10 protein-coding genes are annotated in these 15,561 nt (G+C 75.3%); 4 read left to right on the plus strand and 6 right to left on the minus strand.

From position 1 onward, the window contains the following. Positions 1-8: 8 nt before the first annotated feature. The gene (locus ACFQ8C_RS05650) at positions 9-3,248 is read right to left on the minus strand and encodes a type I polyketide synthase (protein WP_383452572.1); all 3,240 of its coding nucleotides are present in this window, start codon (positions 3,246-3,248) and stop codon (positions 9-11) included. Between the two features lies 1 nt (position 3,249). Continuing rightward, positions 3,250-8,343 (minus strand): acyltransferase domain-containing protein, encoded by a 5,094-nt coding sequence (locus ACFQ8C_RS05655; RefSeq protein WP_383452574.1) that lies wholly within the window; start codon positions 8,341-8,343, stop codon positions 3,250-3,252. A gap of 459 nt (positions 8,344-8,802) precedes the next feature. On the opposite strand from ACFQ8C_RS05655, the gene ACFQ8C_RS05660 reads away from it, so the two are divergent. From ACFQ8C_RS05660 to ACFQ8C_RS05670, 3 genes are all read left to right on the plus strand, one after another. Then, positions 8,803-9,282 carry a MarR family winged helix-turn-helix transcriptional regulator gene (locus ACFQ8C_RS05660; RefSeq protein ID WP_383452576.1) on the plus strand — a complete coding sequence of 160 codons (480 nt, stop codon included), beginning with the start codon at positions 8,803-8,805 and terminating at the stop codon, positions 9,280-9,282. 11 nt (positions 9,283-9,293) lie between these two features. Further along, entirely contained in the window at positions 9,294-9,737 is a 444-nt protein-coding gene (locus ACFQ8C_RS05665; protein WP_383452578.1) for a MarR family transcriptional regulator, read from the plus strand. Positions 9,738-9,875: 138 nt separating this feature from the next. Next, entirely contained in the window at positions 9,876-10,742 is an 867-nt protein-coding gene (locus ACFQ8C_RS05670; RefSeq protein ID WP_383452580.1) for a sigma factor-like helix-turn-helix DNA-binding protein, read from the plus strand. A gap of 6 nt (positions 10,743-10,748) precedes the next feature. Here ACFQ8C_RS05670 and ACFQ8C_RS05675 read toward each other — a convergent pair whose 3' ends face one another. The 4 genes from ACFQ8C_RS05675 to ACFQ8C_RS05690 all read right to left on the minus strand — a co-directional run bounded on the left by ACFQ8C_RS05675 (position 10,749) and on the right by ACFQ8C_RS05690 (position 14,613). After that, positions 10,749-11,900 (minus strand): methyltransferase, encoded by a 1,152-nt coding sequence (locus ACFQ8C_RS05675; protein WP_383452582.1) that lies wholly within the window; start codon positions 11,898-11,900, stop codon positions 10,749-10,751. Positions 11,901-11,967: 67 nt separating this feature from the next. Further along, positions 11,968-12,546 carry a histidine phosphatase family protein gene (locus tag ACFQ8C_RS05680; RefSeq protein ID WP_383452583.1) on the minus strand — a complete coding sequence of 193 codons (579 nt, stop codon included), beginning with the start codon at positions 12,544-12,546 and terminating at the stop codon, positions 11,968-11,970. A 68-nt stretch (positions 12,547-12,614) separates the two neighbouring features. Continuing rightward, positions 12,615-13,079: a GNAT family N-acetyltransferase gene (locus tag ACFQ8C_RS05685; protein WP_383452585.1), complete on the minus strand. Its 465-nt coding sequence runs from the start codon at positions 13,077-13,079 to the stop codon at positions 12,615-12,617. A gap of 100 nt (positions 13,080-13,179) precedes the next feature. Beyond that, complete coding sequence (locus tag ACFQ8C_RS05690; protein ID WP_383452587.1) at positions 13,180-14,613, minus strand: PLP-dependent aminotransferase family protein; 1,434 nt, start codon at positions 14,611-14,613, stop codon at positions 13,180-13,182. On the opposite strand from ACFQ8C_RS05690, the gene ACFQ8C_RS05695 reads away from it, so the two are divergent. After that, positions 14,612-15,553 carry a DMT family transporter gene (locus tag ACFQ8C_RS05695; RefSeq protein WP_383452589.1) on the plus strand — a complete coding sequence of 314 codons (942 nt, stop codon included), beginning with the start codon at positions 14,612-14,614 and terminating at the stop codon, positions 15,551-15,553. The two genes, ACFQ8C_RS05690 and ACFQ8C_RS05695, sit on opposite strands and share 2 nt — an antisense overlap. Positions 15,554-15,561 lie beyond the last annotated feature (8 nt).

Genomic DNA, 15,561 nt, shown 5'->3' on the forward strand with positions numbered 1-15,561 from the left:
CCCTTCGCCTAACCCTCACTGTCGATTTCCGCGTTGAGCAGAGAGATGAGTTCTTCTTCCGACAGGCCTTCGGCCTCGGCGAGATCCAGCGGTTCCACGTCCCGGGGCGCGCGCTCGGGGGCGGGCGCCGCGGCGGCCGCGGGCTCGGGCTCGGCGTCGGCCTCGGGGGCGGCCACCTCGGCCAGGTGCCGGGCGAGCGCGTTGACGGACCCGTGCTCGAACATGACGGTGGCCGGGATCGGGATGCCGAGGGCGGCGACGATCCGCTTGTGCACGTTCGTCGCCATGAGCGAGTCCATGCCGAGCTGGAAGAAGCCCGCGTCCGGGTCGAGCTCCCCGGGGTCGAACTCCAGCGCCGTGGCCACCAGGCCGAGGACGAACTCGGCTGCGGCGGGGACCCGTTCGGCCGGCGGCAGCGTACGCAGTCGCCCGCCGAGCTCGGCGTCGGCGGCGGCGCGGCGGCGCTGCGTCGGCACGGCCGGCTTCGGCGCCGGCGCCACGGCCTGGGTGTCGCGCTCGCGGTACCAGAGCCGCTCGTGCTGCCACTGCTGGGGCACCGGCGGCACCGCCCGCGCGACCGGACCGAGCAGCGTGTCGAAACGTATCGGCAGACCCGCGCAGTGCAGCGCCGCGGCGCCCAGCAGCAGGGGTTCCCCGGCCGCGGGTCCCGAGTTGGGCGCGGGCACGGCCAGCCCCTCGACCCCGGCGTCGCCCAGGGCCCGTTGGAGGCTGCTGGCGAGCGGCTGGCCCGGGCTCAGGTCGACGAAGAGGTTCGCGCCGAGACCGAGCGCGGACTGCGCCGCGTCCCAGAAGCGGACCGTGCGCCGCATGTTCTCGAACCAGTGCTCGGGCCCGAAGTCGGCGCCTTCGCGGAGCTGCCCGGTCACCGTCGAGATGATCCGCGTGCCGGCCGGCCGCGGGGTCAGCCCGGACAGCGCGTCGAGGAGTCCCTCGCGCATCGCGTCCATGGCCGAGCTGTGGGTCGCGACCGCCTGGCTGACCAGCCGTGACGGGACGTTCTCCGCCTTCAGCTCGGCCGCCGCCTTCTCCAGGGCGTCCTGCGGGCCGGCGAGCGCGGCGGACAGCGGTCCCTCGGACGAGGCCACCACGAGCCCGTCGTACCGCCGCACCAGATCGGCGAGCCGCTCGGCCGACGCGGCGACCGCGAGCATCCCGCCGTGGCCCCTGCGGGCCTCGACCGCGGCGCTCTGCGCGCAGATCACCCGGGCGCCGTCGACGCGGTCGAGCACCCCGGCGAACCGGGCCGCGGCCACCTCGCCGAAGCCGTGCCCGACGACGGCCTGCGGGCGCAGCCCCAGCTCCGTCCACCAGGCGGCGAGGCCGAGGGTGATCGCGTACCGCACCGGCTGTACGAGGTCGATCCGCCGCTCGTCGTCGATGCCCTCGATCAGGTCGTGGACGCTCCGGCCGAGCCACGGGCGCAGGGCGTCGTCGCAGTCGTCGAGCGTCTCGCGGAAGGCGGCGCTCTCCTGCGACAGCAGTCGCGCGGTCTGCTCCCAGCCGCCCTGCGCGTGCGCCGAGAAGGCGAACACCGCGCCGTTCGGCGCGTCGGCGGCCCGCCCGCCGGTCACCCCGGGGGCGAAACCGGACTCCGCCCAGTCCCCGAGCCGTTCGGCCGCCTCCCGCGCGGTGCGGGCCACCACGGCGAGGCGGTGCTCCTGGTGGGTGCGCCGGACGGTCGCCGTGTGCGCGATGGCCCGGTACTCCGCGTCGCCGTCCGGGACTCCGTGCAGGAAGTCCCGGTGCGCCGCCGCGGTCGCGGCGAGGAGGTCCTCGGTGCGGGCGGACATCGCCACCACGTACGGGGGCGGCGGGGTGGGCGCGGCCTCGGGCGCGGGCTCCGGGGCGGGGCCGAGGATGGCGTGCGCGTTGGTCCCGCCGGCGCCGAAGGAGCTGACCGCCGCGTGCCGGAAGCGGTCGGGCACCGTCCAGTCCTGGGCGCGCTCGGCGATGGCGAGGCGCGTGCCGTCCAGGTCGATGTTCGGGTTGAGGCGCTCGAAGTTCAGATTGCCGATGATGCGGCCGTGCTTGATGCACAGCGCGGCCTTCACGAGCCCGGCGATGCCCGCGGCCGACTCCAGGTGGCCGATGTTGGTCTTCACCGAGCCGAGCACGCAGGGCGGCGCCTCCTCGGCCCGCCCGTAGGTCGCGGCCAGTGCCTCGACCTCGATGGGATCGCCGAGGACGGTGCCCGTGCCGTGCGCCTCGACGAGGGTGATCTGGTCCGGCTGGAGGGCGGCGGACTTGAGCGCCTGGCGGATCACCCGCTGCTGGGCCCGGCCGTTCGGCGCCGTCTGTCCGTTGCTCAGTCCGTCCTGGTTGACCGCGGTGCCGTTGATGACCGCGATGACCGGGTCGCCCGCGGCGACCGCGTCGCTGAGCCGGCGGAGCGTGACCGCGACCACGCCCTCGCCTCTGGTGTATCCGCTCGCGGCGGCGTCGAAGGTACGACATCGTCCGTCGGGCGAGAGCGGCATCCCCTTCGCGTGGGCGATCGCCACCGAGGGGGACAGGATCAGGTTCACACCGCCGACCACGGCCAGGTCGCTCTCGCCGCTGCGCAGGCTCTGGCAGGCCAGGTGCACCGCGACGAGCGAGGAGGAGCAGGCGGTGTCCACGGTCAGGCTCGGGCCGTTGAGGTCGAGCAGGTAGGAGAGGCGGTTCGCGATCAGCGAGTTGGTGCCGCCGGTGATGGTGTAGGTGTCCGCCCAGGCCGGGTCGGCGACCTGGAGCTGGAGGTAGTCGGCGGAGTTCACGCCGACGAAGACGCCGGTCGAGGTGCCGGCGAGCGTCTCCCGGGAGAGCCCGGCCCGGTCCAGCGCCTCCCAGGCGACCTCCAGGAAGAGCCGCTGCTGCGGGTCCATCCGGGAGGCCTCGCGGGGCGAGATGCCGAAGAAGTACGGGTCGAACTCGTCGACCCCGTCGACGAAGGCGCCGTACCGCATCCGCATCCGGCCGGGCGTCTCCGGGTCGGGGTCGTAGTAGGAGTCCCCGTCCCACCGCGAGGCGGGGATGGGGGTGACGGCGTCCACGCCGCCGGAGAGCAGCTCCCAGTAGTCCTCCATGGACCGGACGCCGCCGGGCAGCCGGCAGCCGACGCCGATGAGGGCGATGGGTTCGCTGCGGGTGCGCTCCAGCTTCTCGATGCGTTCCCGGAGGCGGGCGACGATGCGCGCAGCGTCGGGCGCCGACGCGGGCCGAGCCGCGGCGGTGGGGGAATCGGTCATGTCAGAGGTCCTCTATGCGTGCTTCGAGGAGTTCGAGCTCCCGCAGCAGGCTGTCTGCGTCGTCTGCGTGGTCCGTGTCTTCCGCGTGGTGCCGGATCGTGGATCCGTCGGGCGAACCGGGCGGCGACGGCTCTGTCGGCCGCGCGCCGGCGTCGTGCGGCGGCGCGCTCAGCCCGGCCTTCTCGATGAGGTAGGGCACGAGCTCCTGGACCGTCGGGTAGTTGAAGGCGAGGCTGGACGACAGCTTCACCCCGAACTTCCTTTCCAGCCTCTTGCGGAGCTCGACCGCCATGAGCGAGTCCATGCCGAGCTCGCGGAAGGGCTGGTCGACGCGGAGGCGCTCGGGACTCGTGTCCACGATCCGCGCGACGGCCGCCCGCACGACGGCCTCGACCTCGGCCGTCGGGTCGGTCCCGGTGAGCGGTGCCGACTCCTTCCCGTCGGCCGCCGAGGGCCGCGCGGACTCCGCGGCCGGCGCGGCGCCGGCCGGCTCCGCGCCGGATCCGGCGATCCGCAGCGCGTCGGACCGGAACAGCCGCAGGCCGCGCATCTCCATCAGCAGGCCGCCGGTGGCGGCGTCCAGCACCCGCACGTCCGCCCGGGTCTCCCCGGCGTCCTGCGTGGAGAGCCGCACGCGCAGGGAGAGCGCGCCGGACGGCTTGCCGGCGAAGGAGACCGCGTCGGCTCCCTCGACCACGACCACGCCCGTCCCGCCCTGGTCCGCGCCGCCGAGGACGGCGGCGGTGACGGTCTGGAAGGCCGCGTCGTAGGCGGCGCGCGGCAGGCGCGTGCCCGCCATCGCGAGGTCCTGCGGCGTCAGCGTGGCCCGCGCGACCGCGCCGCCGTCGAGCGCCCGGAAGGCGGTCACCCGCCGGTACTCCGGACCGCACTCGACGCCGTGGCCGGCGAGCAGCCGGTAGAAGCCGTCCTCCGTGAGGGCGTCCGGCCCGGAGGGCTCCGGTTCGTACCCCCCGGCGCCCTGCCCGTCGGGCGCGCGGTCCTCGGCCCGGAACACGGCCTCGGCGAGCAGCACCGGGGACGAGCCCGCGCGGTCGAAGACCCGGAAGCGGGCGCCGCCGCCCTCCTCGGACAGCACCGACTGCACGAGCCGCGGCCGGCCGGCCTCCGGCGCGAGCGCGGAGGCGAACAGGAGGTCGGAGACGGCGAGTTCCGCGCCCGGCATCACCTCGTCGACGGCGGCCGCCGCCAGCGTGAGGTAGGCCGACCCCGGCACCACGGGGACGCCGCGGACCTGGTGGTCGGCGACCTCCGGGAGCTCGGCGGACAGCCGCGTCTGCCAGTAGTGCACCCCGGGTTCGATCGCCGAGTCGAGCCGGGTGCCGAGCACCAGGCCCGTGGCGGTCGCGGGACCGGGACGCCCCTCGCGGCCGGCACCGGACAGGCCGGGGATCGGGAAGTGCTCCCGCTGCCAGGGGTACGCGGGCAGGTCCGCCTGGCGACGCGCGCCGGGGCGCAGCGCCGCGCTGCCGTCGACCTCGACACCGGCGAGATGGGCGGCGCCGAGCGACTCCAGCATGACCGCGCGCCCGTCCTCGTCGCGGCGCAGCGACGGGACGGCCGTCACCCGCCGTCCGGCGAGCGCGGCGGCTTCGTCGATCACGGTGGTGAGGATCGGGTCCGGGCTCATCTCGACGAAGAGGGAGTGGCCGTCGTCGAGCAGCGACCGGACGGCGTCCGGGAACGCCCCGGGAACGCCGAGGGCGGCGCGCCAGTAGGCGGCGTCCAGGCCGGCGCCGTCGACGCGCCGGTTCAGCGCGGTCGAGTGGACCGGGACCCGGCCGGCGGCGGGCCGGAGCGCGCCCGGCTCCTCCGGCGGGACGTTCGGCAGGGCGCTGCCCAGGCAGGCGATCCGCAGGCCGTCGTGCAGGCCGAGCGCTCCGCTCGTCACCGCCGCCGCCACCTCGCCGACGCCGTGGCCGATCACCACGTCCGGCTCCACTCCCCAGGACCGCCACAGCTCGGCGAGTGCCACCTGGACGGAGAAGAGCAGGGGCTCGACGGGACCGTCCGGGGCCGCGGCGTCCAGCTCTCCGAGGATCGACCGGCCCAGCAGCGGCGCCGCCGTCGCGTCGCACTCGCGCAGCACGGCCGCGAACACCGGCTCCTCGGCGAGCAGGCTCCGGGCCGCGCCGGTCCACGGCGAGCCGGGACCCGGGAAGACGAAGGCGGTACGGGGCCGGCCGGTCACGGGCCGCTCGGAGACCCGGGCGGCCTTCGCGTCGCCGCCCCGGGCGAGCCGCTCCAGGTCCTCGGCCAGCCCCCGCAGATCGTGTCCGACGGCGGCGAGGCGGTACGGGAAGGCGGTGCGGCGGGCGGTGGCCTGGCAGACGTCCGCCGGTGTCGTCCCCGGCGTGGCCGCGCGCAGCGCGCCGGCCGTCTCCCGGGCGTACTGGAGCAGCGCCTCCGGGCTGCGCGCGGAGAGGGTCAGCAGCTGGGCCGACGGCTCCTGTCGCGTCTCCGGCCGCCAGCCGAGCGTCCGCAGCGCCGCGATCGTGTCGGAGATCCCTCCGCGCGGGTCGCCGCGCCGCATGGTGCCGAGCGCGACGGGCTCGCGGTCGGAGCCGGCCGCGGCCTCGTCGGTGAGCTGCCTGAGCGCGTGCAGCAGCACGGCGTGGGCGGTGATCTCCATGAGCACCGAGGCGCCGTCGGTCATCGCCCGGCGTACGGCGTCGTCGAACCGGACCAGACAGCGCAGGTTCTGCGCGAAGTAGGCGCCGTTGACCTCGCGCCAGTCGAGCGGCTCGGCGGTGACCGAGGAGATCATCGGGATCCGTCCGGGGCGCGGGCGCAGCTCGCCGATGTCGCGCACCAGGTCCTCGATGACCTGCTCGATCGCCGGGCCGTGGCCGGCCACGTCGACGTCGATCATGCCGGCCTGGGCGCCGGCGGCCCTGGTCTGGGCCACCAGCTCCTCAAGTCGGGCGCGGTCGCCGGAGATCACGGTGGAACGCGGGCCGTTGCAGGCGGCCACGGTCACCCGGTGGTCGTCGCCGACCAGTTCGTACGCCTCGGCCGCCGTGTACTCCAGAGCGGCCATGCCGTGGTCGGGCCGGGCCATCTGGTACTGGTAGCGGCTGTAGTGGTAGACGAGCGCCGTGGCCTGCTCGACGTCGAGGATGCCGGCGATCACGGCCGCCGGGATCTCGCCGATGCAGTGGCCGACCACCGAGGCCGGGAGCACGCCGTGGTGCTCCAGGAGGCGGGCCAGGCCGACCTGCACGGCGTACAGCAGGGGCAGCACGACGTCCAGGCGCTTCCGGGACTCCGAGCCGGTGGCGAGCTTCTCGGCCAGGGACCAGCCGGCCAGCGGCAGGAAGTGGCGGTCGCACTCCTCGACGGCGGCGCGGAAGACGGGCTCCGCGCGCATCAGCTCGACGCCCATCTCCGCGTACTGGTGTCCGTGCGGGGAGCAGACGAAGAGGATGTCCGGGTTCGGGCCGTCCGCGGGCGGGGCGGTGGGCCGCCCGGCGGGCTCGGGGGTGCCGGCCGGGGGCAGTGCGCGGAGCGGGGGCTCGTCGCGTCCTTCGAGGACGACGTGCACGTTGGTGCCGCCCCAGCCGAAGGCGCTGACTCCGGCGAGCGGGCGCGCGTCCCGCGGCCAGGCCTCGTTCTCGCGGGGGACGCGCAGCCGCATCCCCTCGAAGTCGATGTGCGCGTTCGGGGTCTCGAAGTGCGGGTTCGACGGGATCCGGCGGTGCCACAGGGAGAGTGCCGCCTTCATCAGCCCCGCGATGCCCGCGGCGCCTTCGAGGTGGCCGATGTTCGCCTTCACCGAGCCGAGGACGAGCTCGGGCGCGTCCTCGGCGCGTCCGGCGGTGAGCACCGCGCCGAGGGCGGAGGCCTCGATCGGGTCGCCGAGCGCGGTCCCGGTGCCGTGCGTCTCGACGTAGGCGACCTCGCGGGCGTCGACCGCGGCCGTCTCGTAGGCCTGGCTGAGGACTTCCTGCTGGGCGACGGGGTTCGGCGCGGTCAGGCCGTTGCTCTGCCCGTCGTTGTTGGCGGCCGATCCCCGGATCACGCACCAGATCCGGTCGTTGTCGGCGAGCGCGCGCGAGAGGGGCTTGAGGACGACGACGCCGCAGCCCTCGCCGCGGCCGAAGCCGTCGGCGCTCTCGTCGAAGACCTTGCACCGGCCGTCCGGCGCGAGGGCGCCGAAGCCCTGCAACGCCTCCGTGGTCCGCGGGTCGAGGAGCAGGTTGACGCCGCCGACGACGGCCGTCTTCGACTCCCCGGTGGCCAGGCTCTGGCAGGCGAGGTGCACGGCCAGCAGCGAGGACGAGCACGCGGTGTCGACGACCAGGCTGGGACCGCGCAGCCCGAGGGCGTACGAGAAGCGGTTGGCGATCATGTTCAGCGAGCGCCCGCTCGCCAGGTACGCCGAGGCGGGGCCGTCCGGCGCGCCTCCCAGGTCGGCGTAGTCGTGCCAGATGGCGCCGACGAAGACGCCGGTACGGCTGCCGGAGAGGCTGCCGTCGCCGAGTCCGGCGGAGTCCAGCGCCTCCCAGGCGACTTCGAGGAAGAGGGACTGCTGCGGATCCATCTCCTGCGCCTCGCGCGGGGAGATCCCGAAGAACAGCGGGTCGAACCGGTCGACGGGCCCGCGCAGGTAGCCGGCTTCACGCGGCCCGGAGGAGGGCGTCAGGCGCCCGGGCGGTACGGGCCCGGTCAGGTCGGCGCCCTCGCTGAGGAGCTGCCAGAACTGGTCGACGTCGTCGGCGCCGGGGAAGCGGCAGGCCATGCCCACGACGGCGATGGGCTCGCCGCTCGCGAGCGTCCCCCGGTCCTCCGTCGCGCCCGGGGTGACCGCCTCCGGGGCGGGCCCGCCGAGGAGCCTCGCGACCAGCCGCTCGACCGTGGGGCATTCCCACGGGAGCGTGGCCGAAAGCTTACGGCCCATCAGTGCGCCGAGTGCCTCGACCAGTCCCACGGCCTTGAGCGAGTCGAGCCCGTAGGCGGAGAAGACGACGTCGTCGCGGAGATCAGCGGGATCTATTCCGAGCCGAGCGGATAATTCGGAGCGCACCGCGGCGGCCAGGTCGGCAGAAGAAAGTTCGGCCGGCTGATTTTCTTCCATTCAAAGCCACCCCCGTGGGCTGCCTGGAATTTCAATATAATATTACTGAAAAAGAGATCATGTAACAGCGCCGTTACATATGTGGTCGTACTCTTGCCTAGGTTGTTCTGAATTGAATTGCCTTTTACGGCTTCCGACCCACGGCAGCTGACCCTGGCAGGCGGCGCGCAAGCTTGTCAAGCGACTTGACACGATCTTGGGACAGCCCCGCCGACCCCTACCCGCGAGGCCGAATTCCGCTTGCGCGGGCCTGCGGACGGACCCGGGTAACGGCTGGCGGGAGCTTGATCGCGGGTGGCCCGGGGCGGTGGGCGCGATGGCCGGAGTACCACCGTCCGCGCGGGCCTCCGGGGCGGGTTCCACTTGATCGCGCATGCACGGAGCCGACAACCGCGGCCGCGCCCGACCCCCCGGAGGATTTAGTAGCCATGGACATAGTAGCCATGTACTCTGTTTGCCATGAGCAAGGGTTCCCCGGGCCCCACGCCCGGCTTTCTGGTGTGGCGGCTCGCCAACAAATGGCGGGTCGCCGTCGACCGCGCGGTGGCCCCGCTGGGCCTCACCCACGCGCAGTACTCGGTGGTCGCGTCGCTGTACGGCATGGGACGCGCCGGTGAGCGGCCGAGCCAGCGACGGCTCGCCGACCACACGGGCCTGGAGGCGCTGTACGTCTCGAAGCTGGCCCGCGCCCTGGAGACGGCCGGCCTGGTCGAGCGCGCCCGCGACCCCCGGGACCCGCGCGCCGTGCAGCTCGCCCTCACCGAGGAGGGCCGGGACGTCACCCGCCGCGCCATCGACGTGGTGCAGGACCTGCACCGGCAGCTCCTCGCACCACTGGGCGGCCTGGACGCCGAGCGCGTCCACGCGTTCACCGAGGAGCTGACGACCCTGCTCGACGTACCCCTCGTTCCTTCCCCACCCGACGACGAGACCACCTAGGGGGCACCACCATGACCACCACCGCACCCGCCGCCGACGCCCGCATGCTCGGCCTCGCCCACTACGCGGCCCGAGGCGTCCTGGAGCACGTCCTGGCCCGCCACGGCGTCACCTTCGTGGAGCAGATCGCGCTGCGCGCCGCCGTCACCGCCGACGCCCCGCGCACCCCGGCCGAGCTGGTCGCCACGGTCCGCACCACCCTCAAGGCCGGCGAGGCCGAGGCCCGGGCCGCGGTCGACGCGCTCCGGGCCGGGGAACTGCTCGCCGGCGACGGCCCGCACCTGATCCCCACGGACGCGGGCCGCGGACTGCTCGCCGCCGTCACCGCCGAGACCGCCCCCCTCACCGCCCGCGTCTGGGGCGGGATCCCCGCCGAGGACCTGGCCGCCGCCGGCCGCGTCCTCGCCCTCGTCGCCGAACGCGCCGACCGGGAGCTCGCGGCGCTGGAAGGCTGACCCGCCCCGCCCACCGGCGCGGCCGGCCGCCTCCCGTGTCGCCTCCCGGGAAGCCGACGGCGTCGTCGGGGACGGCGTCACAAAGGTCCCGGTCGGCCCGTCAGACCGGTGAAGGCACCTGACGGGAAACGAGGCCCCATGCACGACGACGCTGTGGTGACCGCGCTGGACGCGTGGTTCGACGCCGACGAGGAACGGCTGCGGGGCGTGGCGCTGCGCCTGCTGGGCGCCGGGGCGGAGCGGGAGGCGGGGGCCGTGCTCGCGCGGGTCCGGGCCGGGCTCGGGGCGGACGCGCCGGCGACGGCCCGTGCCTGGTCGACGGCCCTCGTCGCCCGCGCCTGCCTCGACGGCGCGGGGCACGCGGGCGTGCGGGAGGGGGAGGAGGGGACGCCGGAAGAGGCGGCCGTGGAGGGCCTGGACGAGGCGGTTCTGCTGGGCTTTCTCGCCGTGCTCGGACGGCTCGGGGCGCGCGAGCGGGTCGCGTACCTCCTGCACGACGTCTTCGGGCTGCCGCCCGGGGAGACCGCCCGCGTCCTGGGCTGCTCCCCCGCCGACGCCGCCCGCCGGGCCCGGCGGGCGCGGGAGCGACTGCGGGGCGGGAACGGCGGTGGTGGCCGGGACGGCAGCGGTGACAGGGGCGGTGGCAGGCGCGGGGACACCGGCGGGCGGCGGGCGCTCGTGGACGCCTTCCTGGCGGCCGCACGCGCGCGGGACGCGGCGGCCCTGGCCCGCCTGCTGGCCCCCGAGGCGGTGGCGTACACCGAGCGGGGCCCCGTGCACGGGGCCGCCGCCGTGGCCGCGGAGGCGGCCGCGGTGCTCGCGCGGCCGGGGGGCGTGGTCCGGCCCGCCCTCGTGGAGGGCGAGGCCGGCCTCGTGGTGTTCGCGGCCGGGAAGCCGGTCGCGGCGGTGGCCTTCGGATTCGGCCGGGGACGCGTCGTCGGCCTCCTCGTCACGACGGGCGAGGGGCCGGTCCGCGCGCTGGACGTGGTCTTCCCCGGGACCTGACGGGCGTCAGCGCCTGACCGCGCGCAGCACCACGAACTTCGGGTCGCTCGCCACCAGTTCGGCGTTGCCGAAGATGCGGCGGAGGGTGACGTGGTAGCCGAGGTGACGGTTGCCCACGACCCAGAGCTCGCCGCCGGGGCGCAGCGCGCGCCGCGCGTCGGAGAACATGCGGCGGGCGGTGCGGTCGGTGGTGGCCTGGTGGCTGTGGAAGGGCGGGTTGTTGAGGACGAGGTCGAGGGAGCCGGCGGGGACGTCCGCGAGCCCGTCGCCGACCGTGAACTCGGCCTTGCGCTCCTCCCCCGCGTGGGTGCGGAAGTTCTCCTCCGCGGAGGCGACGGCCTGGTGCGACTCGTCGGTGAAGAGCAGTTCGGCCTCCGGTTCGGCGAGCGCCACGGCGAGGCCCACGACGCCGTTGCCGCAGCCGAGGTCGGCCACCCTGGCCCGGCCGAGGCCCCGGGGCAGGTGGCCGAGGAGGAAGCGGGTGCCGATGTCGAGGCGGTCGGCGCAGAAGACGCCCGCCTGGTTGACGACCGTGCGGCCGGGGAGTCCGGGCGCGGGCGTGTCGGCGGGGAGCGCGTACCGGTGGGGCCACGGGTTCGGCCCGGGCGCGGCGGCCGGGTCGGGGGTGGTGTGGATCAGCCGGGCCTTCTTCACCGCGAGCGAGGTGCGGGTGGGCCCGAGGATCCGCTCGAAGAGGGTCAGGGTGGAGGTGTGGATCTCCTTGACCATGCCGGTGCCGACGACCACCGTGTCCGCGTGGACGGCGGGGGCGAGCCGGTGCAGCTGGTCCTCCAGGAGCGCGAGGCTCTTGGGGACGCGGACGAGCAGGACGTCGATCCGCGCGGGCGGCGGGTCCTGGGTGGTGAGGAGCCGGACGGCGCCGGGAGCGACGCCGGCCCGCGCGAGATTGGCGCGGGTGGCCTCGCGGCCGAGGTACGAGTCGGAGATCTGGACGAGCTCCCCGGCCCCCGCCGCCGACAGCGCGGTGACGAGGGCGCCCCAGCGGTCGCCGAGGACGGCGACGGTGCCGGAGAGGTCGGTGCCGGTCTCGGCCAGATGGTTCAACAGGTACTCGTCGGCCGCGTCCCAGGCGCGCAGCGGATCGCGCGGGTCCTCGGGGTGGCGGGTGAGCGTGACGTCGCCCCATGACGTGGTCAAACGGTTCATCGTGCCCCCAGGCTAGCCGGTCCGCCCGGGCCTGGGCGGCGCCCTCGCCCGCGGCGGCTCAGCGCAGCGCCGGCGCGTCCAGGTGGAGGTGCCAGGCGCCGGGTCGGCCGAGGAGGGTGACGGTCGACAGGGGGCGGACGTCGACGCTCCAGTAGGTGGCGGGCGCGGCGCGGAGCGCGTAGACGAGGGCGGCGCGGACGACGGAGGGTTCGGCGACGGCGACGACGGTGGCGTCGTCGGCGGGGCGGGTGTCGAGCCAGCCGCCGATGCGGGAGATGAAGGCGAGGAGGGGTTCGCCGCCGTGCGGGGCGGAGCGGGCGTCGGCGAGCCAGGCGTCGACGGCGGCCGGTTCGAGGGCGGCGACCTCGGCGAGGGTGAGTCCGCGCCAGCGGCCCATGTCGCAGTCGCGCAGCGCGGGCTGGACGAGCGGGGCGTAGCCGAGGGCCGTGCCGGTGGCCCGGCTGCGCGGGGTCGGGGAGCAGTAGCGGAGTTCGGCCGCGCCGAGCGGGAGGAGAGCGGGCGCGGCCTGCTGCACCTCGTACCAGCCGGCCTCGTCGAGCGGCCGGTCGTCGTCGAAGCGTTCGGCGAGCAGGGAGGAACTGCGCGCCGCCGCGACCAGCGTGACCCGAAGACCCATGGCCGCGATGGTGAGGCCGGTGGGGCGCCGGGTCAAGGGGCGCGCAGGGGGGACCGGGAGGCCCCGGTTCACTGCTGCCCGAGAGCCATCCACTTGTCCGGATTCTGCAGTGGCGTGAATCCGAGCTTCTCGTAGATGCCGTGGGCGTCGGCGGTGGCGAGCATGATCCGGCGCAGCCCGTACTGCTCCAGGTGGTCGCGGACGGCGGTGGCGAGGGCGGTGCCGAGTCCGGTGCCCCGGGCCGGCCGGTCGACGTAGACGTCGCAGAGCCAGGCGAAGGTGGCGTAGTCGGTGACCACGCGCGCGTAGGCGGCGATCTCCCCGGTGTCGCGGTGGTAGGCGCCGAAGTTGAGCGAGCCGGCGATGGCCCGGTCCTGCTTCTCCCGAGGTCGGCCGCCCGCCCAGTAGGAATCGGTGGAGAGCCAGTGGTGGACGCGGGCGGCGTCGAGGCGGGCCGGGTCGGCTGAGATCTCGTACGTCCCGTGGAGGACGACGGGGGTGGCGGCGGGTACGGAGGCGGTCGTCTGGGTCATGGCCGCAGGATGCCAGGGCGCGCGGCATGTGTCAGACGGGTTTTCCGTCCCGTCGGGGCCCTCCCCGCGTCACCGCCGCCCGCCTCCGGCCCGCCCGGTGTCACGGAAGGAGTTCGTCCATGGCGGTCCGGAGCCTGCGGACGCCCTCGGCGATCTCCGTGGGGCCGGCGACACCCGCGAAACTCAGCCGGATGTGACCGGCCGGCGGCTCTGCGCAGAAGTAGGGCCGGCCGGGCGCGGCGGTGACGCCGGCGCGGAGGGCCGCGGCGAGGAGGGCGGACTCGGGGAGGGTGTCGGGGAGGCGGAGCCAGAGGTGGTAGCCGCCGGAGGGGACGTGCGGCAGGGCGAGTTCGGGGAGCCGGAGGGCGACGGCGGCGGTGAGGATGTCGCGGCGGGCCTTGAGCTCCTGGGAGACGGTCCTCAGGTGGCGGGACCAGGCCGGGGCGCCGACGAGTTCGAGCGCGGCCTCCTGGAGCGGACGGGGGACGAAGAAGCTGTCGACGACCTGGATGGCGCGGAGCCGCTCCAGGACGGGGCCCCGGGCGACGAGGGCGCCGACGCGGAGGCTCGCCGAGGTGATCTTGGTGAGCGAGCAGACGTGGACGACGACGCCGTCGGGGTCGTCGGCGGCGAGCGGCGGCGGCAGCGGTCCGGCGTCCTCGTGGACGAGTCGGCGGGCGAAGTCGTCCTCGACGACGAAGGCGCCGGCGGCGCGGGCGATGCGGACGACCTCGCGGCGGCGGTCCGGCGGGAGGAGGGCGCCGGTGGGGTTCTGGAAGAGCGGCTGGCAGACCAGGACCCGGGCGCCGGTGGCGCGGAAGGCGGCTTCGAGGAGGTCGGGGCGGATGCCGTCGGCGTCGGTGGGCACGGGCACCGGACGCAGTCCGGCGGCCCGGGCGACGGCGAGCATGCCGGGGTAGGTGGGCGACTCGACGAGCACGGGGGTGCCGGGCGCGGCGAGCGCGCGCAGCGCGGTGGTCAGGGCGGACTGTCCGCCGGCGGTGATGAGGACCTCGGCGCCGGTGACGCCGCCGCCGATCTCGCGGGCGAACCACTCCCGCAGCTCGGTGAGGCCGTCGGTGGGCGGCCGGCCCCAGGCGCCGGGGCGGCGGCCGGCCCGGGCGAGGGCGGCGGAGAGGGCCCGCTCGGGCTGGAGGGAGGGGTGGAGGTAGCCGCCGTTGAACTCGACGACGCCGGGCGGGGGCGCGGCGAGGGTGACGAGGACGCCGGAGGCGTCGACGGCACGGGGGACGAGTTCGGTGGCGGCGTCGGCGCTGAGGGCCAGCTCCTGCCAGGAGGTGTCGCCGGTGGCGGCGGGGGCGGGGGTCTCGGCCCTGAAGGCGCCGGCGCCGGGCCGGGTGACGACCAGTCCCTCGGCGGCGAGCTGCGCGAGGGCGCGGGTGACGGTCACCGGCGAGACGCGGTAGCGCTCGACGAGGGCCCGGCTCGACGGCAGCTTTCCACCCGGAGAGTAGCGGTCGAGCTCCGCCTTAAGGGATTTCGCCAGTTCCAACACGCTGCTACGCTCATGCATGAGAGCACAGAATAGCGCTACTGCCCCGATGACGATAGCGGTCGACACGACGGCCGAAAGCGCTCCCGCCGCGGCGGAGGCGTCCGGCACCCAGGGCACCCTCCTCGCCCTCCTCGGCGTGGTCTCCTTCTCGCTGACCTTCCCGTCGACGGTGTGGGGCCTGGAGAGCTTCGGCCCCTGGTCGCTGGTGGCCGTGCGCTCCACGCTCGCCGCGCTGATCGCCGGCGCCTTCCTGCTGGCCGGAAGGGTCCCGCTGCCGGAGCGGCGCCACTGGGCCGGGCTCGCGGTGGTCGCGGGTGGCGTGGTGGTGGGCTTCCCGCTGCTGACCACGCTCGCCCTCCGGACCTCCACCACCTCGCACGCCGCCGTCGTCGTGGGCCTGCTGCCGCTCACCACGGCCGCCTTCGCGGCCGTGCGGACCGGTCGCCGCCCGTCCCGCACCTTCTGGTCCGCGGCCGTCGCCGGCGCCGCCGTCGTGATCGCCTTCACCGTCCAGCAGAGCGGCGGCGCGCTCTCCGGCGGCGACCTCTACCTCTTCGGCGCGCTGCTCGTCTGCGCCGCCGGCTACACCGAGGGCGGCCGGCTGGCCCGCCTGATGCCGGGCTGGCAGGTGATCGGCTGGGCGCTGGTGTTCTGCCTGCCGCTGATGGTCCCGGCCTCCGCGGTGGCGCTCGCCCTCGAACCGGTCCACCTCACCGCCCACGGGGTGATCGGCCTGGTCTGGGTGGCGGCCGGCTCCACCTTCTTCGGCCTGTACGTCTGGTACCGCGGCATGGCCGCGATCGGCATCCCGCGCGCCAGCCAGCTCCAGCTCGCCCAGCCGCTCCTCACGCTCTTCTGGTCGGTCTTCCTGCTCGGCGAGTCCCTGCCGCTGGCCGCGCCGGTCGCGGCGGTCGGCGTGCTGGTCTGCATCGCGGTGACCCAGCGCGCCAAGGGCTGACGCGACGG

It is taken from the genome of Streptomyces sp. NPDC056503, from assembly GCF_042794995.1.
Lineage (GTDB): Bacteria > Actinomycetota > Actinomycetes > Streptomycetales > Streptomycetaceae > Streptomyces.